At 60.4% G+C, this 26,354-nt stretch carries 27 protein-coding genes; 12 read left to right on the top strand and 15 right to left on the bottom strand.

All coding sequences use genetic code 11. The features are described 5' to 3' along the window. The first annotated feature begins 94 nt into the window (after positions 1-94). Positions 95-1,657: a methyl-accepting chemotaxis protein gene (locus ACOAP0_RS02320; RefSeq protein WP_498375762.1), complete on the top strand. Its 1,563-nt coding sequence runs from the start codon at positions 95-97 to the stop codon at positions 1,655-1,657. Positions 1,658-1,675: 18 nt separating this feature from the next. Here the strand turns inward: ACOAP0_RS02320 and gluQRS are convergent, their stop codons facing one another. From gluQRS to ACOAP0_RS02305, 3 genes are all read right to left on the bottom strand, one after another. Beyond that, positions 1,676-2,626 (bottom strand): tRNA glutamyl-Q(34) synthetase GluQRS, encoded by a 951-nt coding sequence (gene gluQRS, locus ACOAP0_RS02315; protein WP_498376108.1) that lies wholly within the window; start codon positions 2,624-2,626, stop codon positions 1,676-1,678. Positions 2,627-2,636: 10 nt separating this feature from the next. Continuing rightward, positions 2,637-3,680 (bottom strand): NAD(P)/FAD-dependent oxidoreductase, encoded by a 1,044-nt coding sequence (locus tag ACOAP0_RS02310; protein WP_498375763.1) that lies wholly within the window; start codon positions 3,678-3,680, stop codon positions 2,637-2,639. Positions 3,681-3,742: 62 nt separating this feature from the next. Next, complete coding sequence (locus ACOAP0_RS02305; RefSeq protein WP_087494302.1) at positions 3,743-4,684, bottom strand: LysR substrate-binding domain-containing protein; 942 nt, start codon at positions 4,682-4,684, stop codon at positions 3,743-3,745. A 111-nt stretch (positions 4,685-4,795) separates the two neighbouring features. Here ACOAP0_RS02305 and ACOAP0_RS02300 point away from each other — a divergent pair, with 111 nt between their 5' ends. The 4 genes from ACOAP0_RS02300 (at position 4,796) to ACOAP0_RS02285 (ending at position 7,479) form a co-directional block, all read left to right on the top strand. Continuing rightward, on the top strand, positions 4,796-5,497 hold the full coding sequence (locus tag ACOAP0_RS02300) for a pirin family protein (protein WP_498375764.1): 702 nt from the start codon (positions 4,796-4,798) through the stop codon (positions 5,495-5,497). 66 nt (positions 5,498-5,563) lie between these two features. After that, positions 5,564-6,097 carry a flavodoxin family protein gene (locus tag ACOAP0_RS02295; RefSeq protein ID WP_087494300.1) on the top strand — a complete coding sequence of 178 codons (534 nt, stop codon included), beginning with the start codon at positions 5,564-5,566 and terminating at the stop codon, positions 6,095-6,097. 111 nt (positions 6,098-6,208) lie between these two features. Continuing rightward, a complete protein-coding gene (locus ACOAP0_RS02290; protein ID WP_428984456.1) occupies positions 6,209-6,658 on the top strand; it encodes a hypothetical protein in 450 nt (149 codons plus the stop codon). 14 nt (positions 6,659-6,672) lie between these two features. Next, a complete protein-coding gene (locus tag ACOAP0_RS02285) occupies positions 6,673-7,479 on the top strand; it encodes a DUF2145 domain-containing protein (protein WP_498375765.1) in 807 nt (268 codons plus the stop codon). Positions 7,480-7,483: 4 nt separating this feature from the next. Here ACOAP0_RS02285 and ACOAP0_RS02280 read toward each other — a convergent pair whose 3' ends face one another. Next, on the bottom strand, positions 7,484-8,239 hold the full coding sequence (locus tag ACOAP0_RS02280; protein WP_498375766.1) for a sulfurtransferase: 756 nt from the start codon (positions 8,237-8,239) through the stop codon (positions 7,484-7,486). A 9-nt stretch (positions 8,240-8,248) separates the two neighbouring features. Continuing rightward, complete coding sequence (locus ACOAP0_RS02275; protein WP_498375767.1) at positions 8,249-8,692, bottom strand: hypothetical protein; 444 nt, start codon at positions 8,690-8,692, stop codon at positions 8,249-8,251. 106 nt (positions 8,693-8,798) lie between these two features. Here ACOAP0_RS02275 and dnaE point away from each other — a divergent pair, with 106 nt between their 5' ends. The 4 genes from dnaE to ACOAP0_RS02255 all read left to right on the top strand — a co-directional run bounded on the left by dnaE (position 8,799) and on the right by ACOAP0_RS02255 (position 14,852). Beyond that, positions 8,799-12,368, top strand: coding sequence for a DNA polymerase III subunit alpha (gene dnaE, locus ACOAP0_RS02270; RefSeq protein ID WP_498375768.1), 3,570 nt, complete (start codon positions 8,799-8,801; stop codon positions 12,366-12,368). Between the two features lie 86 nt (positions 12,369-12,454). Beyond that, complete coding sequence (locus ACOAP0_RS02265) at positions 12,455-12,697, top strand: FeoA family protein (RefSeq protein ID WP_498375769.1); 243 nt, start codon at positions 12,455-12,457, stop codon at positions 12,695-12,697. 15 nt (positions 12,698-12,712) lie between these two features. After that, the gene (gene feoB / locus ACOAP0_RS02260) at positions 12,713-14,587 is read left to right on the top strand and encodes a ferrous iron transporter B (protein ID WP_498375770.1); all 1,875 of its coding nucleotides are present in this window, start codon (positions 12,713-12,715) and stop codon (positions 14,585-14,587) included. A gap of 4 nt (positions 14,588-14,591) precedes the next feature. Next, positions 14,592-14,852, top strand: coding sequence for a DUF6587 family protein (locus ACOAP0_RS02255; RefSeq protein WP_498375771.1), 261 nt, complete (start codon positions 14,592-14,594; stop codon positions 14,850-14,852). Positions 14,853-14,937: 85 nt separating this feature from the next. On the opposite strand, the gene tolA is transcribed toward ACOAP0_RS02255, so the two are convergent. The 10 genes from tolA to ACOAP0_RS02205 all read right to left on the bottom strand — a co-directional run bounded on the left by tolA (position 14,938) and on the right by ACOAP0_RS02205 (position 23,158). Further along, entirely contained in the window at positions 14,938-15,978 is a 1,041-nt protein-coding gene (gene tolA / locus ACOAP0_RS02250; protein WP_498375774.1) for a cell envelope integrity protein TolA, read from the bottom strand. Between the two features lie 21 nt (positions 15,979-15,999). Beyond that, a complete protein-coding gene (locus ACOAP0_RS02245; protein ID WP_498375775.1) occupies positions 16,000-16,434 on the bottom strand; it encodes a biopolymer transporter ExbD in 435 nt (144 codons plus the stop codon). Between the two features lie 18 nt (positions 16,435-16,452). Beyond that, complete coding sequence (tolQ, locus tag ACOAP0_RS02240; protein ID WP_498375776.1) at positions 16,453-17,148, bottom strand: protein TolQ; 696 nt, start codon at positions 17,146-17,148, stop codon at positions 16,453-16,455. Between the two features lie 10 nt (positions 17,149-17,158). Next, entirely contained in the window at positions 17,159-18,349 is a 1,191-nt protein-coding gene (locus ACOAP0_RS02235) for a pyridoxal phosphate-dependent aminotransferase (protein WP_498375777.1), read from the bottom strand. A gap of 17 nt (positions 18,350-18,366) precedes the next feature. Further along, positions 18,367-18,900 carry a transcription antitermination factor NusB gene (gene nusB / locus ACOAP0_RS02230; protein ID WP_498375778.1) on the bottom strand — a complete coding sequence of 178 codons (534 nt, stop codon included), beginning with the start codon at positions 18,898-18,900 and terminating at the stop codon, positions 18,367-18,369. Continuing rightward, positions 18,900-19,367 carry a 6,7-dimethyl-8-ribityllumazine synthase gene (gene ribH, locus ACOAP0_RS02225; protein ID WP_087494287.1) on the bottom strand — a complete coding sequence of 156 codons (468 nt, stop codon included), beginning with the start codon at positions 19,365-19,367 and terminating at the stop codon, positions 18,900-18,902. Before ribH ends, nusB begins: the two co-directional genes overlap by 1 nt. A 20-nt stretch (positions 19,368-19,387) precedes the next feature. Beyond that, complete coding sequence (ribBA, locus tag ACOAP0_RS02220; protein WP_087494286.1) at positions 19,388-20,503, bottom strand: bifunctional 3,4-dihydroxy-2-butanone-4-phosphate synthase/GTP cyclohydrolase II; 1,116 nt, start codon at positions 20,501-20,503, stop codon at positions 19,388-19,390. Between the two features lie 153 nt (positions 20,504-20,656). Then, the gene (locus ACOAP0_RS02215; protein WP_498375780.1) at positions 20,657-21,058 is read right to left on the bottom strand and encodes an RNA-binding S4 domain-containing protein; all 402 of its coding nucleotides are present in this window, start codon (positions 21,056-21,058) and stop codon (positions 20,657-20,659) included. 11 nt (positions 21,059-21,069) lie between these two features. After that, positions 21,070-22,482 (bottom strand): sensor histidine kinase, encoded by a 1,413-nt coding sequence (locus ACOAP0_RS02210; RefSeq protein WP_498375781.1) that lies wholly within the window; start codon positions 22,480-22,482, stop codon positions 21,070-21,072. Position 22,483: 1 nt separating this feature from the next. Then, positions 22,484-23,158 (bottom strand): response regulator transcription factor, encoded by a 675-nt coding sequence (locus tag ACOAP0_RS02205; protein WP_498375782.1) that lies wholly within the window; start codon positions 23,156-23,158, stop codon positions 22,484-22,486. Positions 23,159-23,268: 110 nt separating this feature from the next. Between ACOAP0_RS02205 and ACOAP0_RS02200 the strand changes: the two genes are divergently transcribed. From ACOAP0_RS02200 to ACOAP0_RS02190, 3 genes are read left to right on the top strand one after another with little or no spacing between them, the layout of a single operon-like run. Further along, a complete protein-coding gene (locus ACOAP0_RS02200; RefSeq protein WP_087494282.1) occupies positions 23,269-24,231 on the top strand; it encodes a Bug family tripartite tricarboxylate transporter substrate binding protein in 963 nt (320 codons plus the stop codon). Next, complete coding sequence (locus ACOAP0_RS02195; RefSeq protein ID WP_087494281.1) at positions 24,228-24,737, top strand: tripartite tricarboxylate transporter TctB family protein; 510 nt, start codon at positions 24,228-24,230, stop codon at positions 24,735-24,737. The genes ACOAP0_RS02200 and ACOAP0_RS02195 overlap by 4 nt, the downstream gene beginning before the upstream one ends. After that, on the top strand, positions 24,737-26,233 hold the full coding sequence (locus tag ACOAP0_RS02190; protein ID WP_087494280.1) for a tripartite tricarboxylate transporter permease: 1,497 nt from the start codon (positions 24,737-24,739) through the stop codon (positions 26,231-26,233). Before ACOAP0_RS02195 ends, ACOAP0_RS02190 begins: the two co-directional genes overlap by 1 nt. The last annotated feature ends 121 nt before the right edge of the window (positions 26,234-26,354 follow it).

Genomic DNA, 26,354 nt, shown 5'->3' with positions numbered 1-26,354 from the left:
GTGTATTTGATCTATATTCCCGATTTGTGTGCACTCAATCGCACAATTTTGGTGAAGCGTTGGCCAATCAAACACAAGAAAGAAGGAGATACGGATGCTCAAGTCTTTACGCTGGGTCATGGCCATTCTGGGTGCGATTGGGGTAGCAGCGGCGCTTTCAGTGGCAGCGCAGGGATATCACTACATCGATAAGCTGGATGCTTCGGCCAACAAGGTTTATGTGGCCAAAGATGTAGTGGCAGACATATTGCCGCCCCCCTTGTATCTGATCGAGATGCGCTTGGTCCTTTCCATGATGTTGGATGGCAGCCTTACGGGCGCGGAGGGAAAAAAGAGGTTTGAGGAGCTTGCCGGTGAGTATGCGCAGCGCGTAGAGTTTTGGACCAAGAATCCGCCTTTCGGCTTGGAGTCCAAACTCCTGGGTGCCCAGCACACCGCTGCCAATGCTTTTGTGGCGGCTGCCCGCTCGCAGATTGTGGAGCCGGTGGTGGCCGGTCAGCTTGAAAGCGCTCGCGCACAATTGGGCGCTGTGCACGCGAAATATCTGGAGCACCGTGCCGGAGTCGATGCCACAGTGGAGGTAAGCAACACCTTTGCGGCGGGTTCCATCAAGGAATTTGAGAAGACCTATGAGGTCAGTGTTGCGGCCATGTTGATCACCGCTTGCGTAGCGGCTGTCATTGCGCTCTTGGTGTACCAGCTCGCGTTGGCCAGCATCCAAAAGCCAGTGCATGCAAGCACCCGCGCGGCCAAGCTGATCGCTGATGGCGATCTCGCAACCCGCACCACTATGGATGAGGGCCGTAGCGACAGCCTCGGTACTTTGCAAGCAGCCCTGCAAACCATGCGCGCGGGCCTCAACCAGACAGTCACCTCCGTTCGCACCGTGGCTGATAGCGTGTCTGATGCGAGTTCCGAGATTGCGCAAGGCAACCAGGACCTCTCCGCGCGCACTGAGAACCAGGCAAGCGCCATTCAGCAAACGGCGGCATCCATAGAGCAACTGACCGCGGTGGTCAATAAAAATGCCGAGTCCGCTGCCCAAGCCGACTTCCTGGCCAAGCAAGCCGCAGAGGTTGCACAGCGCGGCGGTACAGCGGTTGCTCAGGTCGTAGAGACCATGCGGGGTATCAATGATTCCTCGCACCAGATTGCCGGCATTGTGAGTGTGATTGAAGGCATTGCCTTTCAGACCAATATCCTTGCCTTGAATGCAGCGGTGGAAGCCGCCCGCGCCGGCGAACAAGGTCGCGGGTTTGCGGTGGTGGCCTCAGAGGTGCGTTCGCTGGCAGGGCGCAGCGCAGAAGCCGCCAAAGAAATCAAGTCTCTCATCAACGCCAGTGTGGAGCGGGTGGCCCAAGGCTCGACCCTGGCCGAAGACGCCGGATTGACCATGGTCGACATGCAGCAAGCCACCCAGCGCGTCAGCAACATCCTGATTGAGATCAGCTCAGCCAGCCGGGAACAGTCCAACGGCATCTCGCAGGTCAGTGACGCGGTCATCCAGATGGACCAGGCTACCCAGCAAAACGCTGCCTTGGTCGAAGAAATAGCCAATACCGCCACCGGCCTCAAGAAGCAAGCGGCCGAGCTGGTGCGTCAGATGGCGCAGTTCACCGTGGAAGACGAAAAGCGCGGAACCTTGCTGTTGGCGTGATTGGCTATGTGATCCCGCTCAGGGAAAGCGCAGGCGCCACTCGCCTGTCCAGTGAAGCAGGGCTGCGCTGACATCACCGGCCTGGGGTTGCATCCCCAAAGCGCTGGCAGCGCGATTGAGCGCAGCCAGCGGGTCTGAGAGGTCCAGTGCGGCAGCGCCGTTTTGCTTGCTCAGTTTTTCGCCATTGGTGCCCAGCTCCAAAGGCGTGTGCAAGTACTGCACGGGTGGAAGCCCCAGCGCCGCCTGAAGCGCCAACTGGCGCACCGTGTTGTCGGCCAGGTCGGCCCCCCGCACGATGTGGGTGATGCCTTGTGCCGCATCGTCTACCACCACCGCCAGCTGGTAGGCCCAGAGGCCATCTGCCCGCAGCAGCACAAAGTCACCCACTTCGCCCGACAAACTCTGTGATTGGAGACCGAGTCGCCGGTCCGTCCATTCCCAGTTCGGGCTTGGAGTTGCTATTATTTCCGTAGCTGCTCGCGCATATTCCGTGGGCGCTAGCACCTGTTTTTGCATGATTTCTGCCAGGTCGGTGCGGAATCGCCATGCACGGCCGGTGCGACCGTGCAGCCCCGCGCGGCAGGTGCCGGGGTAGACCAACTCGCCATGGCGTGACTTGCTTTCCCCCAGGGCTTCCCGCGCCAGTGCAATGTCTTTTCGCGAGCACGCACAGGGGTAGGCCATGTCCTTGGCAATCAACTGGTCCAGGGCGTCGCGGTACAGAGCGAAACGCGCGCTCTGCCACACGGGCGTCTCATCGGGCAACAGTCCGCAAGTGGCCAGTTGCTGCAGGATGAATTGGTCTGCACCGGGCACGCAGCGTGGCGTGTCCACGTCTTCGATGCGCACCAACCATTGCCCGCCATGGGCGCGGGCGTCCAGCCAGCTGGCCAGTGCAGCAAGCAAAGAGCCCGCATGCAGCGGGCCCGTGGGGGAGGGGGCAAAGCGCCCTCTGTAAGTCACATTCAATGTGCGGGAGTTAAGCAACTTTCAGTGCGAGTTCCAGGCCGGAGACAAACGCGTCCTCGACGCGGTGGCCTATGCACCAGTCACCACACACGCCGATGCCGGACTTGCTGTCCCACAAAAAGCTCTCGCCCAAGGGCGCTTCGGTTTTGGCATAGAGCCAGCGGTGCACCTGTGCGTGCGCGGGTTCGGCACGGATGCCGGTGATTTCGGCAAAGGCCTTGATCAGCTTGGCCTGAATGCGGTCAGGGGTGTCGTTCAAATGCTCCTGGGACCAGGCTGCACTGGCCTGTACCGTCCAGCGCTCGACCTTGCCGCGGCCGGGTTTGCTGGATTCACGTGACAACCAGGCCACGCGGTGGTGGGTGCTGCGGGCGGCATTCCACTGCGGGCCCAAGGTAGTGAGGCCGGGCTGCACCGCTTGGGGGTAGGCCAGCATCAGGGTCCAGCAGGGAGCAACGGAGACTTTGGAGGTTTTCTTGGCCAGCGCGGCGCCTTTGGGGGTGGTGGCCAGCAGCTCCTGGGCTTGGGGGTGGGGGATGGCGAGAATGACCTCGTCAAAACCGCCATAGACGTGGTTGGTACCCGCATCACCCGAGGTGCGCAATTGCCATTTCTTTTTGTGCAAGGAATCCTGTTCCAGCGCCGTCACGCGGGTGTTCACCAAGAGTTGGCCTGCATCCAGCAGCGGCTTGGCCCAGGCGCGCAACAAGGCGTTCATGCCGGGTGCTGGCACCCAGTGCGCATCGCGGCCGGGCAAGGCGGCAGCAGCTACCCGCCCATGCGAGTCCAGCACACGCACGGTGTTGGCGCTCCAGGGACGGCACAGGCCGGGCGTGGTTTGCAAGGCCTGGGTGAAACGCGCATCCCGCACCGTGAAGTACTGGGCGCCATGGTCAAAGGTGCCGAAGGCGCTTTCCCGCGTCGACATGCGTCCGCCGGGGCCACGGCTTTTCTCGAACACGGTGACGGTATGACCAGCTTGGACCAGGGTGCGCGCACAGGTGATGGCGGCCATGCCGGCGCCCACGATGGCTATGTGTCGGGATGTTGTCATGGGCGCAATCTCCAGTAGTTGTAATGGTCTCTTTATACACGCAGCTGCAGGGCGTAAATCGTTTATGAAGTGCGGTGTTCCGATATCAGTGCGGCCCGCGTGGTTTCACTCTCCAGCTGATTCAGCCACCACTGCAAAGCATTGCCCTGATTCACTGTTTTGGACAGGCGCCAGGCATAGTGCAGCGGCACCGTGCGCTGGGGTCTTTCTGTTTTTTTGACTACCAAGCGGCCGGTGGTGATGTAACTATCGGCCATGCAGCGGGGCAGGTTGCCGCCGCCCAGCCCGCGCAATTGCGCGTCCAGCTTGGCCTGCATGGTGGGCACGGTAAAGACGTCCTGGCCGCTGAGCAGGCCGTAGGTCTGGCCCGCTCCGCGTTGGATGGAGTCCGCCACGGCCACGGCGCGGTGCTTCTGGATCACGTCATCGGTCAAAGGCTCGGGGGCATCGGCCAGAGGGTGGTGGGGGGCCACGGCATACACAAAAGTCATGCTGCCCAAGGGTTTGCTGTGCACGCCCGCAGTGCGCGCAGAGTCGGGGCCCACACCCAGGGCCAGGTCGGCCTGCCCGGTGAGTAGCGCCTCCAGGGTCCCGGAAAGCGTTTCTTCCCGAATCCGAATGCGGGTAGGGGGCGATTGGCTGAAAAAGCTCTCGCACAGCTCCATAACCACCGGTTTGGAAATCACCGTGTCGATGGCAATGGTCAGTTGCGGCTCCCAGCCAGTGGCCACACGCTTCACACGGTTGGCCACGGCGTCAATTTCTTCCAGCAATCGAGCGCCCTCGCGCAGCAGCTCCGCCCCGGCCGCGGTGAGCTTGGCCTGGCGTGAGCTGCGGTCATACAAGAGTACGTCCAAGGCGTCTTCAATCTGGCGCACCCGGTAGGTCAGGGCGCTAGGCACCATGCCCATCTCGCGGGCGGCTGCGGCGAAGCTGCCAGCCTCTGCGATCGACTGCAACATGGAGAGTGCGTCGGGGGTGAGGAAGTCACGCGCGGTTTGCATGGTCGATGCCATTAAGTTGAGTTTTTTTGAATGATGCCATCAAACGGCATGGATGGAAATCGAGCGCCCGGGGCCTAAAGTTCAACCCATACGAGACCAGAGGCACATCACATGTTGACCGTACGCAAATCGCAGGACAGAGGCTATGCCGACCACGGCTGGCTCAAGTCTTTTCACAGCTTTTCGTTCGCCGGGTACTACGACCCCGCGCACATGGGCTGGGGCAATCTGCGCGTCATCAATGAAGACCGCATCGCTCCCGGCACCGGCTTCGGCACGCATGGCCACCGCGATATGGAGATCATCAGCTACGTCATGTCGGGCAACCTGGCGCACAAAGACAGCATGGGCAATGTCAAAGGCATTCCACCGGGCGATGTGCAGCGCATGAGCGCAGGCACCGGCGTGATGCATAGCGAGTTCAACCACGCCCCCAACGACACGACCCATTTCTTCCAGATCTGGATCGAGCCCAATGTGACCGGCATTCCGCCAAGCTATGAACAAAAGACATTCGCCGCAGCCGACAAGCAAGGCACCCTGAAGCTGGTGGCCTCTCCGGATGGTGCGGAGGGCAGCGTGGTGATTCACGCCGACGCCAAGCTGTACAGCGGTTTGTTGGATGGCGCCGAGGCAGCAAGCCTGGCGCTGGACCCCGCCCGCAAGGGCTATGTGCAGGTGCTGCGCGGTTCGGTATCGGTGAACGGCACGCCCCTGCAGACCGGTGATGCTGCGTTGCTCAGCGCCGAAAGCACCTTGGTGCTGGACGCGGCGCAGGATGCAGAAGTCCTGGTTTTTGATCTGGAAGCCTGATTTTTTTTCTGGTGTCCGCAAGTTGCGGGCATCTTTCTTTGAGTCTTTTTACCTAGGAGTTAACAAATGGCAAAAGTAGCAGTCGTGTTCCATTCCGGTTACGGTCACACCCAGCGAGTAGCGCAATTCGTGGCAGAAGGCGCCAGCGCCGAGCTGATCACCATCGACGCCAATGGCGACATCACCGATGCCCAGTGGGCCACTCTGGATGCGGCAGACGCTGTGATCTTCGGTTCCCCCACTTACATGGGTATGGCTTCTTGGCAGTTCAAGAAGTTTGCCGATGCATCCAGCAAGCGTTGGTTCACCACCGCCTGGAAAGACAAAGTGGCTGGCGGCTTCACCATTTCTGCAAGCCCCAGCGGTGACAAGCTGTCCACCATCCAGTACTTCATCACCCTGTCTCAGCAGCACGGCATGATCTGGGTCGGCCAGCCTGCCATGAACGACGGCACCATCAACCGTATCGGTTCCAACTCCGGCGTGATGGCCCAAGTCGGTCCTACCAGCCCTGCAGAAGACATTCCCCAAGGCGATCTGGACACCGCCAAAGCCTACGGCGCACGCGTGGCATCCATTGCCGCCAAGCTGAAGGCCTAAGGTTTTTCAGACTTCTCCGGTCTGAAAAGCTTGAGCCCGCTTCGGCGGGCTTTTTTGTGTCCGCCGGAAAATTGCGTAAGCTGTGGGCTTTCAGTCAACTGGAGTTCCGTTTTGAAGATCCGCTTTGCTACCAAAGTAATAGCTGCTTGCGCAATTCTGGCGGGCGCTAGCACGCCTTTTTATGCCTATTCACAGACTGACGCTTCTGCGTTCAGTGCCATCAGTGCCATGCCTGTGGCTTCTGTGGTCGGGGCCAGTGCGGGTGCGGTAGTCGCCATTCCCGTCGCGTTTTCTACGGCGGGAGCAGTGTTGGTGGTGAAGGGCGTGGAGGCCTCTGCCAAGGGCACGGTCTATGTGCTGGAGCGTATGTCCGATGGCGCGCGGGCCAGCGTGGAGGTCTCGGGCAAAGCAGCTTCCGGTGCCTCTGCGGCCGTGGGCACAGTCGTGTTTGTCAGCGTGATCAGCACCGGCGTGGTGTTGTCCGTTGCGGGCAAGGTGATCGCCTTTATCCCCAACGAAATCGGCAAGGCCCTGTTGCACAACGAACGCGTCAGCCAGTGAGCCGCCCGAGCTCCATGCAGCGTTGCCTGGCTGCCGGCCTGCTGGTTGTTTCTTTTGCGGGTCAGGTACAGGCCGGCCGCGCTTGTAATGAGCCGCAGGACCTGAAGCCTGAGATCGTGGAGAAGTCCATGACCTTGGCCTGGAAGACACTACAGGCCCTGGATGCCAGCGGAGCCAAGGTGGTAGTCATGGCGCGCGCCGGGCAGGACCTGAGCAAATACGGTGTGCGTTACTCGCACCTGGGGTTTGTGTACCGGCAGGACACCGCGGATGGCGGGCATGTGTGGCGGGTGCTGCACAAACTCAATCTGTGCGGCACAGCGGAATCTGCCATCTACCGGCAGGGGCTTGGCGAGTTCTTTCTGGATGACCTCTGGCAATACGAAGCAGCCTGGGTCGTCCTCAGCCCGCAAGCCCAATCCGCGATGCTGAGAGTGCTGCAGGATGCGCAGCAGTCCCTGGTGCTCCACCAGCCGCGCTACAACATGGTGGCGTATCCGTGGGCAGAAAAGTACCAGCAGAGCAACCAGTGGGCGATCGAAACACTGGCCTTTGCGATGACGGCCGGCACTGCAGAGCCGGTGACCAGCCGCGCTCAGGCGCAGAGCTGGTTACAGCGCGCCGCTTACCAGCCTACGACCCTGACGATCACCCCTTTGGTGCGCCTCGGAGCGCGCATGACCAAGGCGAATGTGGCCTTTGATGACCACCCGGATGAGAAGCGCTATTCCGACCGCATAGAAACCGTGACGGTGGACTCTGTGTTTGCCTGGCTCAAGCGCACCAATCTGTCCGCTGGCGACCCGGTGGTGCAGCGCTAGCCGCTCAGGCTTCGCTGTTGTGCTGCAGGCCGGTCGCCTGCAGATCTGCACCGAGTGCCCGGCGCTCATCGAATACAAAGCAGCCGCCCTTGTAGTGACTGCCGTCGGTTTCCTCGAAGTATTTGAGGATGCCGCCCTCGAGCTGGTAGACGTGCTCCAGGCCTTCTTCACGCATCAGGATGGCCGCTTTTTCACAGCGGATGCCCCCGGTGCAAAAGCTGACCACGGTTTTGTCTTTGAGATCGTCCAGGTGCGCCCGGAAGGCGTCCGGGAATTCGGTGAACTTGGTGATGCGCCAATCGATGGCGCCATCGAACGTGCCTTCATCGACTTCAAAGGCATTGCGCGTATCCAGGGTGACCACCGGGCGGCCATTGTCATCATGCCCCTGGTCCAGCCAACGTTTGACGGTGGCGGGTGCCACCGAGGGCGCGCGGCCATCGGCAGGCTTGATGGTGGGGTGGTTCATGCGGATGATTTCACCTTTGACCTTCACCAGCATTTTCTTGAACGGCTGGGTATCTGACCAGCTTTCCTTGGGCGCGATATCCGCAAACCGGGGGTCTTGCTGGAGCTGGCTGACAAAACTCCGTACATCATCCGCCGGCCCGGCGAGAAACAGGTTGATGCCTTCTTCAGCCAGAAGAATGGTGCCTTTGAGCTGCAGGGCCTGTGCCCGGGCCAGCAAAACCTCGCGCAAGGCCGCAGCATCCGGAAGCGGGACAAATTTGTAGGAAGAGATGTTCAGTACGGTGTTCACCGTCTGATTTTAATTGCCTGCGTCCGGGCCAGCGGTATCCGGCAATTGCAGCTGGGTCTGTATCCAATCCTTGGCGCTTTGGCTGTCGGTAAAAACGCGGGAGGCGATCACGCCATCCAACAGGGTGTCAAACCGGCTGCGCAGCAATGAGGCTCCCTCCACGTGCGGTGCGATCACAAAGGCCACCGCTTTGAGGCGGGAGCCGGCCGGGCGGTTGGCGTAGTCTGCACGTGTCTGGGCATAGATGTCCTGCCCATAGACCAGCGTGTCATGCATGTGGTTGATGATGCCCCAGGGACCGGCGCCGTTCAGGGCCGTCACCTGCTCCTTCATCTGGGCGGCAATCAGGGCCCGCATTTCGGCATTCCAGTCGCCATGCATATGCACAATCAAGATGCCGGGCGCGAGCTCGACCAGGGCGGATCCATGCGGATTGAATAAATGGCTTGTCACGGGGTTCGAAGAGCTTTTTTCAGCGTACCAATGCGGTGCTTCCATTGTGGCGCAGAAGCAGACCCTTCCCCAAGGTCTGCCGTCAATCGAAAACTACAATGACCGGATGTTTGTACACCTGCGCCTTCACACTGAGTTTTCTGTCGTCGACGGAACCACCCGGATCGACGATGTCATCAAGATGGCGGCCAAAGACGGCCAGCCTGCGTTGGCCATCACGGATCTGAACAACCTGTTCGGAGCGATCAAGTTCTACAAAGGCGGCCGTGGCAAGGGCGTCAAGCCGGTCATAGGCGCAGAAATTGTTCTCGAAGGCCTGGGTGGCGACGCCACAGCCGTCACCCGCATCATTTTGCTGGTGCAGAACAAGCAGGGCTACCTGAACATCTCGGAGCTGATTGCCCGCGCCTTCACGCAAAACGTGGTGAAGAACCAGGCCGTCATCAAGATGGCTTGGCTCAAAGAGCTGAATGAAGGCCTGATTGCGCTCTCCGGTGCACAAGCCGGGCCGGTGGGCCAGGCACTGGTGCAGGGCGACACCGCCCGCGCGCACGATGTGGCGCTGCAATTGGCGGGAGTGTTTCCGCATCGTTTTTATATCGAGCTGCAGCGCGCGGGCCGCGCCGACGACGAAGCGCATGTGGTGGCTGCGGTGAAGCTGGCCGCCCGCATGAAACTGCCGGTAGTGGCGACCCACCCCATCCAGTTCGCGGAGCAGGACGACTTTGAGGCGCACGAAGCCCGCATCTGCATTGCCGATGGGGAGATTCTGAGCAACCCCAAGCGTGTACGCCGCTTCACCCGCGAGCAGTACTTCAAGAGCGCAGCCCAGATGGAGGCGCTGTTTGCCGACATTCCGTCTGCCATTGCCAACACCATGGAGATCGCCAAGCGCTGCAGCCTGACGCTGGTGCTGGGCAAGCCGCAGTTGCCCGCCTTCCCCACGCCATTGGTCAACGGCCAGCGCATGACGCCGGAAGAGTACTTCCGATACGCCTCCTTCGAGGGGCTCAAAGAACGCATGGTGCACCTCTACCCCAACGAGCAGGAGCGCGAGGCCGAAATGCCGCGCTACGTGGAGCGCCTGGAGTTTGAGTTGGGCACCATTTTGAAAATGGGTTTCCCGGGCTACTTCCTGATCGTGGGTGACTTCATCAACTGGGCCAAAAACAACGGTTGTCCGGTGGGCCCGGGGCGTGGCTCCGGTGCGGGTTCGCTGGTGGCGTATGCGCTGAAGATTACCGACCTGGACCCCCTGCGCTACAACCTGCTGTTTGAGCGCTTCCTGAATCCTGAACGGGTATCCATGCCTGACTTCGACATTGACTTCTGCCAGACCAACCGGAACCTGGTGATCGACTATGTGAAGGATAAATACGGCAAAGACGCCGTGAGCCAGATTGCCACCTTCGGTACCATGGCTGCCCGCGGTGTGGTGCGCGATGTGGGCCGTGTGCTGGACATGAGCTACACCTTCTGTGACGGTATCAGTAAGCTCATCCCCAACAAGCCGGGCACCAACGTCACGCTGCAGTTGCCACCCACCGATGGCAAGAAGAGCGACAAATATGTTTACGCCACCGAGGCCGAGCCCATTCTGGCGGAGCGCGAGGCCAAAGAAGAAGACGTCAAGACCCTGCTGGAGATGGCCCGCAAGCTCGAGGGCATGACCCGCAACATCGGCATGCACGCCGGGGGGGTGTTGATTGCGCCGGGCAAGCTCACCGACTTCTGCCCGCTCTACCAGCAGCCCGGCAGCGAGTCCGCGGTGAGCCAGTACGACAAGGACGATGTGGAGGCCATCGGTCTGGTGAAGTTCGACTTTTTGGGCCTGGCCACACTCACCATCCTGGAAATTGCCGCCGAGTTCATCCGCAAGCGCCATCCGGGGCAGGAAAAGTTTGCCTATGAAAACCTGCCGCTGGACGACCCCAAGGTCTACAAACTGTTCAGCGAAGGCAAAACGGAAGCAGTGTTCCAGTTTGAAAGCCGCGGCATGCAGGGCATGTTGCGCGACGCCAAGCCCAGCCGCCTGGAAGACCTGATTGCCCTGAACGCCTTGTACCGCCCGGGGCCCATGGACCTGATTCCAAGTTTCGTGGCACGTAAGCACGGGCGCGAGCAGGTGGAATATCCGCACCCTGCGGTGGCCGAGATGCTCTCCGAGACCTACGGGATCATGGTCTACCAGGAGCAGGTGATGCAGACGGCCCAGATTCTGGGCGGCTATTCACTGGGTGGCGCCGACTTGTTGCGTCGCGCCATGGGCAAGAAAAAGAAAGAGGAGATGGACGAGCACCGGGGCATTTTCCGCGCCGGTGCGTTCAAGACCCACGGAATCCCCGAAGAGAAGGCCGATGAGGTTTTCGATTTGATGGAGAAGTTCGCAGGCTACGGCTTCAACAAGTCGCACGCGGCTGCCTACTCTTTGCTGGCCTACCACACCGGCTGGATCAAGGTGCACTACACCGCCGAGTTCTTCTGCGCCAACATGACGGTGGAAATGGATGACACCGACAAACTCAAGGTGCTGTTTGAAGACGCCGAGAAGATGGGCCTGAGCTTTGAGCCGCCCAACATCAACCGCGGCAACTACCGCTTTGAACCTATCTCCAACAAAGAGATTCGATACGGGTTGGGCGCCATCAAGGGCACCGGCGAGCAAGCGATCCTGGCCATTGTGGCCGCGCGCGAGGGCAGGGGGCCGACCGAGGAGGCCGGGCCGTTCAAGAGTCTGTTTGACTTCGCCCGCCGTGTTGACCGCACCCGCCTGAACAAGCGATGCGTGGAAGCGCTGATCAAGGCAGGTGCTTTTGACACCCTGCATCTGAACCGGGCCGAGCTGGTGGCGTCCATGGACCGGGCGTTTGAATTTGCGGCTGCGTCTGCGGCGAATGCCAATCAGGTCGGCTTGTTTGACATGGGCGGGGATGATGACCATGGCTCCAGCACGCAGGAGCCTGATCTGGTGGAAGTCATGCCGTGGGGCGTCAAGGAACGCCTCACGCAGGAAAAGACTGCGGTGGGCTTTTATCTGTCAGGCCATTTGTTTGACGAAGTGGCGACTGAAGTCCGCAAGTTTGCCAAGCGTCCGATTGAAGAGTTGCAGGACTCGCGCGAGCCGCAGTTGCTGGCCGGCATCGTGACCGAGCTGCGGGTGATCAACGGGCAGCGCGGCAAGCTCGCCTTGTTCAAGCTGGACGACAAGTCCGCCATGATCGAGGCACGCGCCAGCGAAGCCTTGCTCAACACCTACAAAGACCTGCTCAAGGACGACGAACTCATCATCGTCGAGGGCAAGGCCATGCCGGACCGCTTCTCGGGCGGCATGCAACTCACGGTGCAACAGATCTGGAGCCTGGAGCAGGCCCGCTGCCGCTTCGGCAAGTACCTGCGCGTACCCGTGCAGTTGGATAGCAAGAACCGCACGCCGGACGTTGCCGCATTGGTGCGCGAGTTTCCGGCCGTGCGCGAGCAAACCGAACATGGCGAGCTCGTGAGGGGCTTGTCGGTCCGTTTGCAGTTGCTCTGTCAGGCCGGTGAAGACGCCGCCGTCCAGCAGGCGGCGGCTGAATTGCACTTGGGCGAAAGTGCCAAGTTCTACCCCACGGATGCGGCTCTTGCGAGCTGGCGCGCACAAGCGTCCGGGGGCGCCGCAGTCATAGCTTACGACTGAAGCTTGCCAATCTAAATGAAGTACAATCTCATTTAGATTGGTGCCGGTGTCGCTTTGGCGTGTGCCGGATTCTCCCGAGGTCAACTATGTTTTTGTCTGATCTGGCCCCCGGCCAGCGTGCGGTGGTTCAAGGCTTGGTGGCCGCCACGGTGGATATCCATGCGTCTGTTTTGCGCCGCTTGGCCGATCTTGGCTTTATCGCCGGGGAGCCTCTGCAACTGTTGCGACGGGGGCCCGGTGGTCGTGAGCCACTGGCCGTGCAAATCGGCGAAACCATGTTTGCGTTGCGGCTGGTCGAAGCCCGATGCATCCAGGTTGAATTGCAATAAGGGCGAACTGACCCCATGAGCGCTATCACCTACAAAACCATTGCCCTGGTCGGCAACCCGAATTGCGGCAAAACCGCCTTGTTCAACCTGATGACCGGTGCCCGACAGAAAGTGGCCAACTACGCCGGTGTCACGGTGGAGCGCAAGGTGGGCAGCCTGCGCTTGAAAAATGGCCAAACCCTGTCTGTTGTCGACCTGCCGGGTGCCTACAGCCTAAGCCCCGCCACTCCCGATGAAGAAGTGACCTTGCAGGTGATTGAAGGCCGCCGCCCCGGCGAAGCTGCTCCCGACGTGATCGTGGCGGTGGTCGATGCCACCAACCTGCGCATGAACCTTCGCCTGGTGCTAGAGCTATTGCGCATGGGCCGCCCGGTGGTTGTCGCTGTCAATATGGCCGACGTCGCCCGAGCCCAAGGACTCAAGCTGGACTTGCAGCGCCTAGAGCTGGAGTTGGGTTGCCCGGTGGTGGAAACCATCGCAGTGCAGCAAAAAGGTCATCTGCAATTGGTGGAGCTGCTCGAGGCCCGCTTCGAGGCCTATCTGTCCACCCAGCGGCCGTCTCTGGGGATGCCTGCGCCAGCCTCGCCGGAGGCGCTGCAACGGGACGTGCGTCGCATTCTGGCCGCGGTGCTCAGCGGTAACGAGAGCCGAGGTCGCTTTCAGCACCGCTTGGATGCAGTGGTCATGCATCCGGTCTGGGGATTAATGGTTCTGGCAACAGTGCTTTTTTTGATCTTCCAGGCCGTGTTCAGCTGGGCCGCTTACCCCATGGACGCGATCAAGGAACTGATGGCGGTGGCAGGGGAGTGGACCTTGGCACAAATGCCGGAGGGGCCTTTGCGCAGCCTGCTGGTGGACGGTGTGATTGCCGGCGTAGGCGGTGTGCTGGTGTTCCTGCCGCAGATTCTGATTTTGTTTTTCTTCATCCTTATGCTGGAAGACTCTGGCTACCTGCCTCGGGCCGCCTTTTTGCTGGACAACGTCATGGGCAAGGTCGGCCTTTCCGGGCGGGCCTTCATTCCTTTGCTTTCCAGCTTCGCGTGTGCAATCCCCGGCATCATGGCCACCCGTACCATTGCCAACTGGAAAGACCGGCTGGCCACCATCATGGTGGCGCCCTTGATGACTTGCTCGGCCCGTCTGCCGGTGTACGCACTGCTGATTGGCGCCTTTGTGCCGGAGCGCACGGTGGGCTGGTTTGACCTGCGGGGCCTGACCCTGTTCGGCCTGTATGTCGCCGGTGTGCTCTCGGCCATGGCGGTGGCCTGGGTTTTCAAGCGGGTGTGGATGAAGAGTAGCTACCAACCCTTGATGCTGGAATTGCCGCCCTATCGCGTGCCCAGTGTGCGCAACCTGGGCTTGGGCTTGTGGGAGCGGGCACGTATATTCATGCGCCGAGTGGGCGGCATCATCTTTGCGCTGATGGTCTTGCTCTGGTTCCTCTCCACCTATCCGGCACCTCCCGCAGGCTGGACCGAAGCGCAGGGGCCCGCCATTTTGTACAGCGCGGCCGGCATGATGGGTCAAGCCTTGCAGCATGTGTTTTCCCCCTTGGGCTTCAACTGGCAGATTTCGATTGCGCTGGTACCCGGCATGGCGGCGCGAGAAGTGGCCGTGGGTGCTTTGGGTACGGTGTATTCGCTCTCAGCTGCTGACAACGCGATGGCGGATGCGCTCTCGCCGGTGATCGCGCAAGGGTGGTCACTGGCTACGGCCTACTCGCTGCTGGCTTGGTTTGTGTTCGCGCCTCAGTGTTTGTCGACGTTGACTGTGGTGCGCCGTGAGACCAACTCCTTACGCTACCCGCTGCTGATGGCGGCGTATCTGTTTGGGTTGGCTTATGCCGCAGCCTTTGCGACCTACCGCACCACGTTGTGGTTGGGAGCCTGAGGTCATGCTGTGGCAAAACCTGGTGGTGGCGCTGGTGGTGATCGTGGCATTTGTCCATGCACTGCGGACCTTGTTGCCTGCAGGGTGGCGTAGCCGGTGGTCTTTGCTGATGCTGCGTTTGCCCTTGCCGGCGGGCGCACGTCGTTGGTTGCAGACCAATTCTTCCAGTTCTGGGTGCGGAGGCGGCTGCAGTGGATGCGGGCCCGCAACGCCGGCCACCCCGGCTGAGAAGCCAGTTACTTTCTATCGCCGGACAAAACACTGATCCCCTTTGGGGTATCAGTGAAAAGTGCCTCTGGCTCATGTGGAATATGCGTGAGCAGCTATAAAATTTATAGCGATCTTGGGGCTTATTGCCCGACCAAGGTCTGGGGCGAAATGACGATGATCATCGGCGACCAGACCTTGCCGTCATCCAACGGAAGCTTGCGGGTCTTGTCGATGGCGTTTTCAGCCGCGTCATCCCATGCTTTGTTGCCACTGCGCTTGGTAATCCGCTTGCTCAAAATTTCGCCGTTGGAAGCGAGCGTGACTTCAATCTCGGTTTTCGGGTTCCCGACGATGGTGTCGGTGAACGTAATGTTGGGCTTCACTGCAGATTGAATACGGCCGCTGTAACTCGCTCCCGGCCCCGAGCTCTTGGCTGCGGTGCCAGTAGAGTTAGCCGATCCGCTGCCTGCTGCGCCGGCCAAGCCGGTCAGACGGTTGAGCTGCTGCTGGCGCTCCTGCTCTGCACGTTTGGCTTCCTCTTTGGCGGCCTTCTCGGCCTTTTGCTTGGCGGCTTCGGCCGCTTTGGCTTTGTCCGCAGCTTCCGCCTTCTTGGCTTTCTCAGCCTTGTCCGCCTTCTCTTTGGCTTCGCGCGCGGCTTTGTCCTTGGCGAGTTTGTCTCTTTCCTGCTGTTCCTTCAGCTTGGCTTGCGCGGCGCGCTCTTTGTCGAGCTTTTCTTTGGCGGCCTGTTCCAGCTGGCGCTTTTCCAGTGCCTTGCGCTCCAGTTCCTGCTTGGCCTGCAGCTCTTTGGCTTTTCGCTCTTCAAGCTGGCGCTCTTTTTCCTTGGCTAAAGCGATGTCGGCTTTGCTCGGGGCCTCAGGCACTGCTTGCTTGACCACGGGTGGTGGCGGTGCGGGCGGCCCAGGCAGGGGCTTGACTTCGGGCTGGGGCGCAGTTTCAGGCTCGGGTGGTGTTTCTTCCAACGGCGGAGGCGCGGCCTCCTGGGGAATGGTGGACCACAATTCAGCTTCTACAGTGGCAGGGGGGAGCTCCCGCTTCCAGGCCACACCGATGGCCAACACCGCCACCAGCGCTGCATGGGCAAGCAGTGCCAACACCAAGGCACGCAACATACCCGGCGTGTGCGGCGGTGCGAATTCCTGGCGGGTGTCTGCGGCGGGCATATCCGGAAGTCAGGTGGCTGATCAGTTCGCCAACTGGACCGACAGGCCCACACGTTGGATACCGGCGCGCTGCAAGGTGTCCATGACCTTAACCACGCTTTCGTATTTCACGTTCTTGTCTGCGCTGATGACCACGGCAGAGCTGGCGGCCGCCACACTGTCTTTGGCGCCTTGCGCCTGCTTCACGGTGGCAGCCAGGTCTTTGAGTAGCACCGTGGAGGTTTGCTCTTTGACCTTGACCTCGAGTGCCTCGGTCTTGGTCAACACCACCTGGATGATCTGATCGGGCTGGCGTGCAGCTTTGCCTACGCTGGGCAGGTCGATCATGCTCGGAGTGATCAGCGGGGCGGTCACCATGAAGATGATCAGCAGCACCAACATCACATCGATGAAAGGCACCATATTGATCTCATTGATGGTGCGACGACCCCGTCCACGACCTGCGACTGCTGGCATGTTGCTTCCTCGGTCTGCTTAGCGGGCCGCGGGTGCGGGTTGGGCACTGACGTTGCGCTGCAGGATGTTGGAGAACTCTTCGATGAAGGTTTCCTGCTGAATGGCGATGCGGTCCAGATCGCGCGCAAACCGGTTGTAGGCCACGACTGCAGGAATGGCGGCAAACAGGCCGATGGCCGTTGCCACCAGCGCTTCAGCGATGCCGGGGGCCACGGTAGACAACGTCACTTGCTGCAAAGACGCCAATCCGGTGAAGGCGTGCATGATGCCCCACACAGTGCCGAACAAGCCCACATAGGGCGACACAGAACCGACCGATGCCAGGAAAGACAGATTGCTCTCCACCTCGTCCATTTCGCGCTGGAAGCTGGCACGCATGGCGCGGCGGGCGCCGTCCATCAAGGTGCCTACATCGCTCACACGGCGCTCACGCAGCTTCTGGAATTCGCGCATGCCGCTGGCAAAAATGCGTTCCATCGGTCCACAGGTTTGGGCATTGCGGCTGGCGGCGTTGAACAGGTCGTTCAGGCTGGAGCCGGACCAGAACTCGCGCTCAAAGGCCTCGTTCTGGGTTTTGACCCGTTTGAGCGAAAACAATTTGCGGAAGATGGCAGCCCAGCTGGCAATGGAGACCATCATCAGTAGCGCCATCACGGCTTGCACCACGATGCTTGCGTTCAGAACCAGGTGCAGGATGGAAAGGTCTTGATTCATGGTGTTTTTGCTAAACGGTTGACAGCATCGCACGCAAACGCTGCACGGCTGTTTCCAATTGTTTCATGGAGCTTGCGGTGGAGAAATGCACAAACTGTGCCGTTTGTGCTGTGCCGAAATCGCGCCCGGGAGTAATCGCTACATGGGCGCGGTTCATCACTTCAAACGCGAACTCCCAGCTGCTCTTGAGCCCCAGTTTGGCACAAAGTTCCGAACAATCGGCCCACACGTAAAACGCGCCATCCGGCTCCACCGGCACGCCAAAACCCAGCTCGCGCAGGGCAGGGATGAAGTAATCCCGCCGGGCCTTGAATTCAGCGCGGCGGGCCTCGTAAAGCGCAATACTTTCGGGTTCGAAGCAGGCGAGTGCTGCATGCTGCGCAATCGTGCTGGGGCAGATGAAGAGGTTCTGGGCCAGGCGTTCGATCACGAGCACCAGCGAGGGGGGCACCACCATCCAGCCCAGGCGCCAGCCGGTCATGTTGAAGTACTTGCTGAAGCTGTTGATGCTGATGATCTGGTCATCAATCGACAGCGCGGTGTGCCCGAACTGGTCGTCGTGGCTGAGGGCCAGGTAAATCTCGTCGATCAGCGTAATGCCGCCTTTGGCCCGCACCACGGCATGGATGCTACGCAACTCGTCCAGGTGGATGGACGTGCCGGTGGGGTTAGAGGGGGAAGCCAGCAACACGCCACGGGTACGCGGACCCCATGCGTTCTCTACTTTGGCGGCGCTGAGCTGAAAGCGTTCTTGTGCGCTGGTTTCCAGCAACACGGCCTTGCCCTCTGCAGCGCTCACGAAGTGGCGGTTGCAGGGGTAGCTGGGGTCCGGCATGAGCACTTCATCGCCTGGCTCGATCAGCGCCAGGCAAGCGAGGTGCAAGGCGGCTGAGGCTCCGGCGGTTACCACAATGCGGTCTGCCGCAATGTCTACCCCAAAGCGACTCCCGTACCAAGCGCTGATGCGCTCGCGCAATGCGGGCAGGCCGGTGGCTGCGGTGTATTGGGTGACGCCATCCCGTATGGCCTTTTCCGCAGCGGCCTGCACCATTGGCGGCGCGGTGAAGTCCGGTTCACCGATATTCAGAAACACCAAGGGCGCATCGGTGTGCGCCACTTGTGCGGCCAGGGCAGAAGCTGCCTTGGCAACCTCCATCACATAAAACGGCTCAATGTTCTGTGCGCGTGAGGAAATGTGCATGCGGGCAGTTCTGCGGATCAGGCTGGTTTCTTGTTACGTTCAGCTTCAATTTCGATAGCGCGCAGCTGCGGTGCAATGCCGTTCAACACGCCGTTGACGTATTTGTGGCCGTCTGTGCCGCCGAACTCTTTGGCAAGTTCTATGCATTCGTTCAGCACCACGCGCCATGGCACGTCCAGGCAGTGCTTCATCTCGTAGGCACCGATCCACATGATCGCGTGCTCGATGGGCGAAATCTCGCTCATGGGGCGATCAAGCGCCGGGGTGATGAGGGCATCCAGGGCTTCTGCTTCAGCTACACAGCCATGCAACAGAGCGTCAAAGTGAACGGCGTCTGCCTTGCTGAAGCCGGCGAGATCTCGGGTGAAGGGATCAATGTCGTCTACCGCGTTCCGCCCTACCAGGCTCTGGTAAAGACCTTGCAACGCAAATTCGCGCGCGCGGGTGCGATTGGACTTGCTGGCGGCCTTGCGTGCGCCGGTGGCGGTCAGGCCGGTGCGGCTCTGACGGGGGGGGCGCTTGGCCGCAGAGTTGCTAGGGGTATCACTCATCAGATGCTCTCCAGCAGATTGGCCATTTCGACAGCGACTTGTGCCGCATCGCGGCCTTTTTCGGTCTGGCGGGCAATGGCCTGTTCCATGTTTTCGGTGGTCAGGATGGCGTTAGCCACGGGCAACTGGTAGTCCAGCGAAATGCGGGTCACACCGGCGCCGGATTCATTAGCCACCAGTTCGAAGTGGTAGGTCTCGCCGCGGATGATGCAACCCAGTGCGATCAATGCGTCGTACTTGCCTTTTTCCGCCATGGCTTGCAAGGCCACAGGCACTTCCAGCGCGCCGGGTACGGTGACGTGGTCGATGTCTTTGTCAGACACCCCCAAGGCCAGCAGTTCGGTCTTGCAGGCCTTGGCCAGCGCATCGGTGATGTCCGCATTGAAGCGGGCCTGCACGATGCCGATGTTGAGTTTTTTGCCGTTCAAACGGTCGGAGGCTGCGGTGCCTTTGTCTGCGCCAAACATGGGTGGTTCCTTGATTCGAATTATTTGCTGATGTAGCCGGTGATTTCCAGGCCGTAGCCGGTCATGCTTGGCATGCGACGGGGGCTGCCCATCAATTGCATTTTTTGCACACCGCACTTGAGTAGGATCTGCGCGCCAATACCGTAGGTGCGCAGATCCATGCGACCGCGTTCGGGTGCCTGGGATGCGCGTGCCGTGCCCTCAAACTGGTCCAGAAGCTGAGCACCGCTTTCGCCGCAGTTGAGCAAGACCACGACACCTTTGCCTTCTTGGGCAATATGGGCCAGTGCCGCATCCAGGCTCCAAGAGTGCATGCTGCGGTTGACCTCCAAAGCGTCCAGAACTGAGAGGGGCTCGTGAACGCGGGCCGGCACCACGGTCTCAGCGGTCCACTCGCCTTTGACCAAGGCCAAATGAACGCCCTGGCCGGTGCTGTCTTTGAAAGCATGGGCAGTGAACTCGCCATAAGCGGTTTTCAAGGGGCGTGTACCCACCTGTTCGATCAGCGACTCCATTTGGCTGCGGTGCTGAATCAGATCCGCAATCGTGCCGATCTTCAGGCCGTGCTCTGCAGCGAACAGCTGCAAGTCGGGCAGGCGGGCCATGGTGCCGTCGTCTTTCATGATCTCGCAGATCACCGCTGCAGGGCTGCAGCCGGCCATGGCGGACAGATCGCAGCCTGCTTCGGTGTGGCCGGCGCGCATGAGTACACCGCCGTCCACCGCTTGTAGGGGGAAAATGTGACCGGGTTGCACCAGGTCCGTAGCTACTGCGTTTTTGGCTACGGCTGCCTGCACGGTCTTGGCGCGGTCGGCTGCCGAGATGCCGGTGGTCACGCCTTCCGCGGCCTCAATAGATACCGTGAAGGCGGTGCTGTACACGGTGCCATTGCGTGCTGCCATGGGAGGCAGCTTCAAGTGTTCACAGCGTTCACGGGTGAGAGTCAGGCAAATCAGGCCACGACCGAACTTAGCCATGAAGTTGATGGCTTCCGGCGTGACATGGTCTGCTGCCAACACCAGATCGCCCTCGTTTTCGCGGTCTTCCTCGTCCACCAGAATGACCATGCGCCCGGCGCGCATGTCGGCAACGATGTCTTCAACGGGGGAGATGGGCACGGGGGAGAGGGAGGTCATGCAGAAGGGCTTTCCAAAACTCGTTCTAAGGCGGGGCCCTGAGGATGCGGCGCTCCTGCAGGATGCACGGTACCTCAGTAGTAACCCCCGATTATCGCCGCTTTCACCCATCTGCCCGCGCAGGCCTGCAGTGAGCCGGCTGCAATAGGGGTATCAGTCCAGCGAGGCGCTCCAGCGCTCGTTCCAACCGGTTTGCAAGGCGCGCCGGTCCCGTTTGGTGGGGCGTCCGCCTGCAATCGTATGCGCGGGCTCCGGACTCAGGCGCTGTTGTTCTGCGGCTGCCAGGCGTTGTTGAACGCTTTCCGGGGTTTCGGCATACATCAACTGCGCCACCGGTGCCGGCCCGCGTTGCTCGCTGATTTGCAGTACTTCGACGGTGCGCTTGACCTTGCCCTGCCAGATGGTGAGTGTGTCGCCGGCTTTGACCTCTTTGGCCGGCTTGACATCCCGGCCTTCCCATTGCACCCGTCCCAGATTGACTTCATCCGTGGCGAGTGAACGAGTTTTGAAAAAGCGGGCCGCCCACAGCCATTTGTCGATCCGGGTGCTTTGCATGCAGGTGTTGTTCAGGACAGGTGGACGGGCAATCGTACACAAGCATCCAGACCTGTGCAGGCGGTACCGGAATACCGGTTGTTGAGCTGGATGGTGCCGCCCAATGCAATCACCATTTCGCGGGTGATCGTGAGGCCCAATCCCGACCCCGAATGGGCGCTACCAGCTGCAAAGGGCTGGAAGAGGCGCATTCGCAATGCCTCGGAAATGCCGGGGCCGCTGTCCGAGATGGTCAATTCGGCCTGGCCGTCTTCCTGCTGCAAGTGGATGTGCAAACGGCCTCCCTCCGGGGTCAGTCGGATCGCGTTGTGGATCAGATTTCTGGCCATCTCCCGGAGCATCCACTCATGGGCACGGACCGGACAGGGCTCGGTAACCAGTTCAAAGTCCAGGTTTTTTTCGGCGATCAAGGCGGAAAGGTCGAGTGCGATGGCCCGCACAGGTTCGGCCCAGTCCATGGCGGCGAAGTCCTGTTGCTGGCGCACTTGCTCCACCTTGGCGAGCGACAACATCTGATTTGCCAGCTGGGTGGCACGGTCGACAGTGGCTTCTATTTCTTCCAAGCCTTGCCGAGCAGGGACGTCCCCCCGCAAGGCGGATTGCACTTGCACCTTGAGCACAGCTAACGGCGTGCGCAGCTGGTGGGCAGCGTCGCGCACAAAGCGCTTCTGGTGGTCCAGCAAGTGCTGTAGCTTGTGCATGACATGGTTGGTAGCCACGGCCAGTGGCTGGATTTCGAGCGGGAGTTCTGCCGCCGGGAGGGCCGTCAGGTCGTCTTCGCTGCGTTGCTCCAGCTCTTCACTTAACTGGCGCACAGGCCGGGTTGCCCGGTCCACCATAAAAAGTACGACGCCCGTGATCACGGTGATGAGGATCAGCTGCCGCTGCAAGGTGTCCAGGAGGATCTGCCGTGCGAGTGTATGGCGCAGTTCCAGCGTTTCAGCGACCTGCACCATGGCCATGGTGCGTTCCCGCCCGCTGGCAACCGGCTGCAACAACACGGCCACCCGCACATCATCGCCGCGGAAAGTGTCGTCATAAAAGTCCACCAAGGCGGCATAGGGGCCTTGGGAAGGTATCTTGCCGGTCCAGATGGCCAGGTCTTGCTCGCCATCAACCCATTGCCCCTGGGCGTTGGAAACGCGGTAACTCATTCGGCTGCGGTTATCAGCTTCAAAAGCTTCCAGTGCCGAGTAGGGCACCTGGGCGCGCAGGCGTGCATCACTCCCGTGGCCTTCAATATCGAGCAGCTCACCAATCGCTTTGGCCGATGCGAGCAGGGTCCGGTCATAGGCCGTGTTCACAGCAGACAGGGCCTGCCGGTACAGGCTGATGGTGTCAACCGCCACAAAAAGCAGGATGGGGATCAAAATGCCCAGCAACAGGCTTTTGCGCAGCGACGGTGTGGTGCCGGTGGCTGCCATGTCACTCAGCTTTGAGCAGGTAGCCCAGCCCGCGCAAGGTAACCAGGCTCACCCTGGTGGCGGTCAACTTTTTGCGCAGGCGGTAGACCACGACTTCGATGGCTTCGAACTGCACATCGGCCTGCCCGGGAAATACCACTTCAAACAGGCGTTCCTTGCTGACCGCATGGCCGGGACGGGACATGAGCGCGCCCATCAGTGCCAGCTCTTTGGGCGTGAGGTCCATCACCTGGTGCCGGTGGTAGATGGCGCCACTGATCCGATCCAGACGCAGTTCACCCACCTGCAGGTCGCTGCTTTGGGGGGGCGGGTTGTCAGCGTTGCGACGGTGCAAAGCCCGGACACGGGCTTCCAGCTCATCGAGGTCAAATGGCTTGGGCAGATAGTCATCCGCGCCGGCATTCAGTCCCAGCACCTTGTCCCCCACGGTGCCGCGCGCGGTGAGTATGAGCACCGGCGTGCGCAGGCCGTTGCGGCGGGCCTGCTTGAGCACATCGAGACCATCGACCCCCGGCAGGCTCAGGTCCAGCACCACCACATCCGGTTGCAGTTCGGTCCATCGCTGCAGGGCCACCGAGCCATCGCTGCAAACGTCTACCCGCATCTGCGCGCGCACCAGACTGCGCTGCAGCGTGGTGTGCAGTGCGGGGTCGTCTTCAATCAAAAGAAGGTGCATGGAACGAAGCGGGGCGCGGGTTTTACGGGTTTCCCCTAGGGTTTTTGGACAGCCGATTGACAGCCACGGCCCGCATCATAGGGCTTGCAATCAACCATAGGAGACTCCCCATGCGTCGCGATACCTTCCTCAAATCCATGGCCGTGATGGCCGCAGCCGGTGCCTTGCCCATGACGGCACGCGCAAGTGCCAACTTGAAAATGATGATTCCAGCCAACCCAGGTGGCGGTTGGGACGGTACAGGCCGCGCCTTGGGCAAAGCCTTGATTGACGCCAAATTGGCTGAAACCGTGCAGTACGACAACAAGGGTGGCGCTGCCGGCGTGATCGGTTTGGCGCAATTTGTGAACTCTGCCAAGGGCGACCCCAACGCACTGATGGTGATGGGCGCTGTGATGTTGGGCGGCATCATTACCGGCAAACCAGCGATTTCCCTGGACAAGGCAACTCCCATTGCCCGCCTGACCAGCGAATACAACGTGTTTGTGGTGCCTGCTGATTCCCCCTTCAAGACCATGAAGGACGTTGTCACCCAGATGCAAAAAGACCCCGGCAGCGTGAAGTGGGGCGGCGGTTCCCGCGGATCCACAGAGCACATCTGCGCGTCCATGCTGGCAACCAAGGTCAACGTGGACCCCAAGAAAGTCAACTACGTTGCCTTCCGTGGCGGCGGCGAAGCAACAGCAGCCATTTTGGGTGGCAACGTGTCGGTGGGTGGCAGCGGCTATAGCGAGTTTGCCGAATACATCACCGCCGGAAAGATGCGCGCGATTGGCGTGACATCCGAGAAGCGTTTGACCGGCATCAATGTACCGACCATGCGTGAGCAGGGCTACGACGTGGTTCTGGGCAACTGGCGCGGTGTGTATGGCGCGCCCGGCATCACTCCTGAGCAACGCGCTGCATTGACAGACATGATCATCAAGGTCACCAAGAGCAAGGGCTGGGCCGAAGCGCTGGAGAAGAACGGCTGGATGCCGGCCGTGTTGACCGGCAAGGCGTTCGACGATTTTGTGGATAGCGATTTCGCCAGCTTGCGCGGCATCATGCACCTGTCCGGAATGTTGTCATGACCCCAGCGCTGAAAGCGCGGCAGGAAGCTGCCGTTGCATTCGGCGTTCTGCTCCTGGCCCTCGGGCTGGGGGCAGGCGCTTGGATCATTCCTTCCGAAGCCGGCTACGCCGGTATAGGGCCTGATTTTTTGCCTTGGGTTGTTTCGATCGCATTGTTTTTGTGTGGGGGCTCCCTGTTGCTGGAAGTCCGCAGAGGCGGCTTTCTCGACATGGACGATGAAGAGGACAGCCAACCTGCCTTTTGGCCGGGTTTCATCTGGATGTCTGTCGGCTTGCTCGTGAATGCAGCGCTGATCACCACCATCGGGTTTATCTTCAGTTGTACCTTGTGTTTTGTGTTTGCCGCGCGAGGCGCGCGCCTGGCACAAGGGCAGGCCGTAGGCGGATACCGGACCTGGGTGACCGACGCCGTAGTGGGCTTGCTGATCGCGACGCCGGTGTTTTGGATGTTTACCAAGTTTCTGGCCATCAATTTGCCAGGTTTGACGCAGGGTGGATGGCTTTAATGGAAATCTGGAATCAACTTCTTCAAGGGTTTGCGACGGCGGGTACGCCGGTGAACCTGCTTTGGGCCTTTGTAGGTTGTGCGCTCGGTACCGCAGTGGGCGTATTGCCTGGCATCGGACCCGCCACGGCAGTAGCCATGCTGTTGCCGATTACCACTCAGGTTGAAGCGACGGCCTCCATGATCTTCTTCGCCGGTATTTACTACGGCGCGATGTATGGCGGCTCTACCACGTCGATTTTGCTGAATACTCCCGGCGAGACCTCCAGTATGGTGACCGCCATGGAGGGCAACAAGATGGCCAAGAGCGGGCGTGCGGGTGCTGCATTGGCAACTGCTGCGATCGGCTCGTTTGTGGCCGGCAGTATTGCGACTGTCGTGGTGACCTTGTTCGCGCCCTTGGTGGCTGAATATGCGGTCAAGCTCGGCCCGCCTGAGTACTTCTGCTTGATGTTGTTGGCTTTCACCACGGTGAGTGCCGTTCTGGGACAGAGCACCTTAAGAGGCCTCACGGCTCTGTTCCTCGGTTTGGCCATTGGCCTGATCGGCATGGACCAGATCACCGGCCAGGCGCGCTACACCGGCAACATGCCGGAGTTGCTGGACGGAATTGAAATCGTACTGGTTGCGGTGGGTCTGTTCGCCGTGGCGGAGGCGTTGCACTTTGTATTGTTCGAAGGCAAGGTCGTTGAGACGGAAAACAAGTTGAGCCGTGTCACTATGACGGCCCTCGACTGGAAGCGTTCCATTCCGGCCTGGTTGCGGGGGGCCGCGATCGGTGCACCCTTCGGTTGCATCCCTGCCGGTGGAACAGAAATTCCGACCTTCCTGAGCTATGCCGCCGAGAAGAAACTGGCCAAGGGTGACAACCTGGCTGAGTTCGGCACCAAGGGCGCTATCGAGGGGGTTGCTGGTCCCGAAGCTGCCAACAATGCCACGGTGACCACCGCCTTGATTCCGTTGCTGACCTTGGGTATTCCGGTATCCAACACCACGGCTGTGTTGCTGGGTGCTTTCCAGAACTACGGGATTCAGCCCGGTCCGCAACTGTTCACCAGTTCATCGGCTTTGGTATGGGCACTGATCGCCTCCTTGTTCATCGGGAACGTCATGTTGCTCGTGCTGAACCTGCCCATGGTGGGTTTGTGGGTGAAGTTGCTCAAAGTGCCCAAGGCCCAGTTGTATGCCGGCATTCTGATTTTCGCTACCGTGGGTACCTACGGCATGCGCCAAAGCGCGTTTGACCTGGTCTTGCTGTATGCCGTTGGCGTACTGGGCTTGGTGATGCGTCGCTTCAGTTTCCCGACCGCGCCGGTGATTGTGGGCATGATCCTGGGCCCCTTGGCAGAGGCGCAGCTGCGCAACGCCATGTCCATCGGTGAGGGCAGTGCCATGATCTTCTTGCAGCGTCCGATGTCGGTGTTTTTGCTGCTGGTCGTGTTGACCGTGTTGGTGTTGCCACGCGTGCTTAAACGCTTTCAAAGCAAGGCAGTCTGAAGGTTATTCAATGGCTAAATAAGCTGCTGGCGCCCATCTGATGTGCGCGGACAGCTATCAAAATAGTAGCGATCGAACGGGGCATCTTGGTGCCCCGTTTTCTTTGGGCCTGAGCCATAGA

Source organism: Curvibacter sp. Hmag1.1 (genome assembly GCF_059769165.1).
Note: the sequence above shows the minus strand (reverse complement) of the source record. Positions and strands in the feature narration are given on the sequence as shown.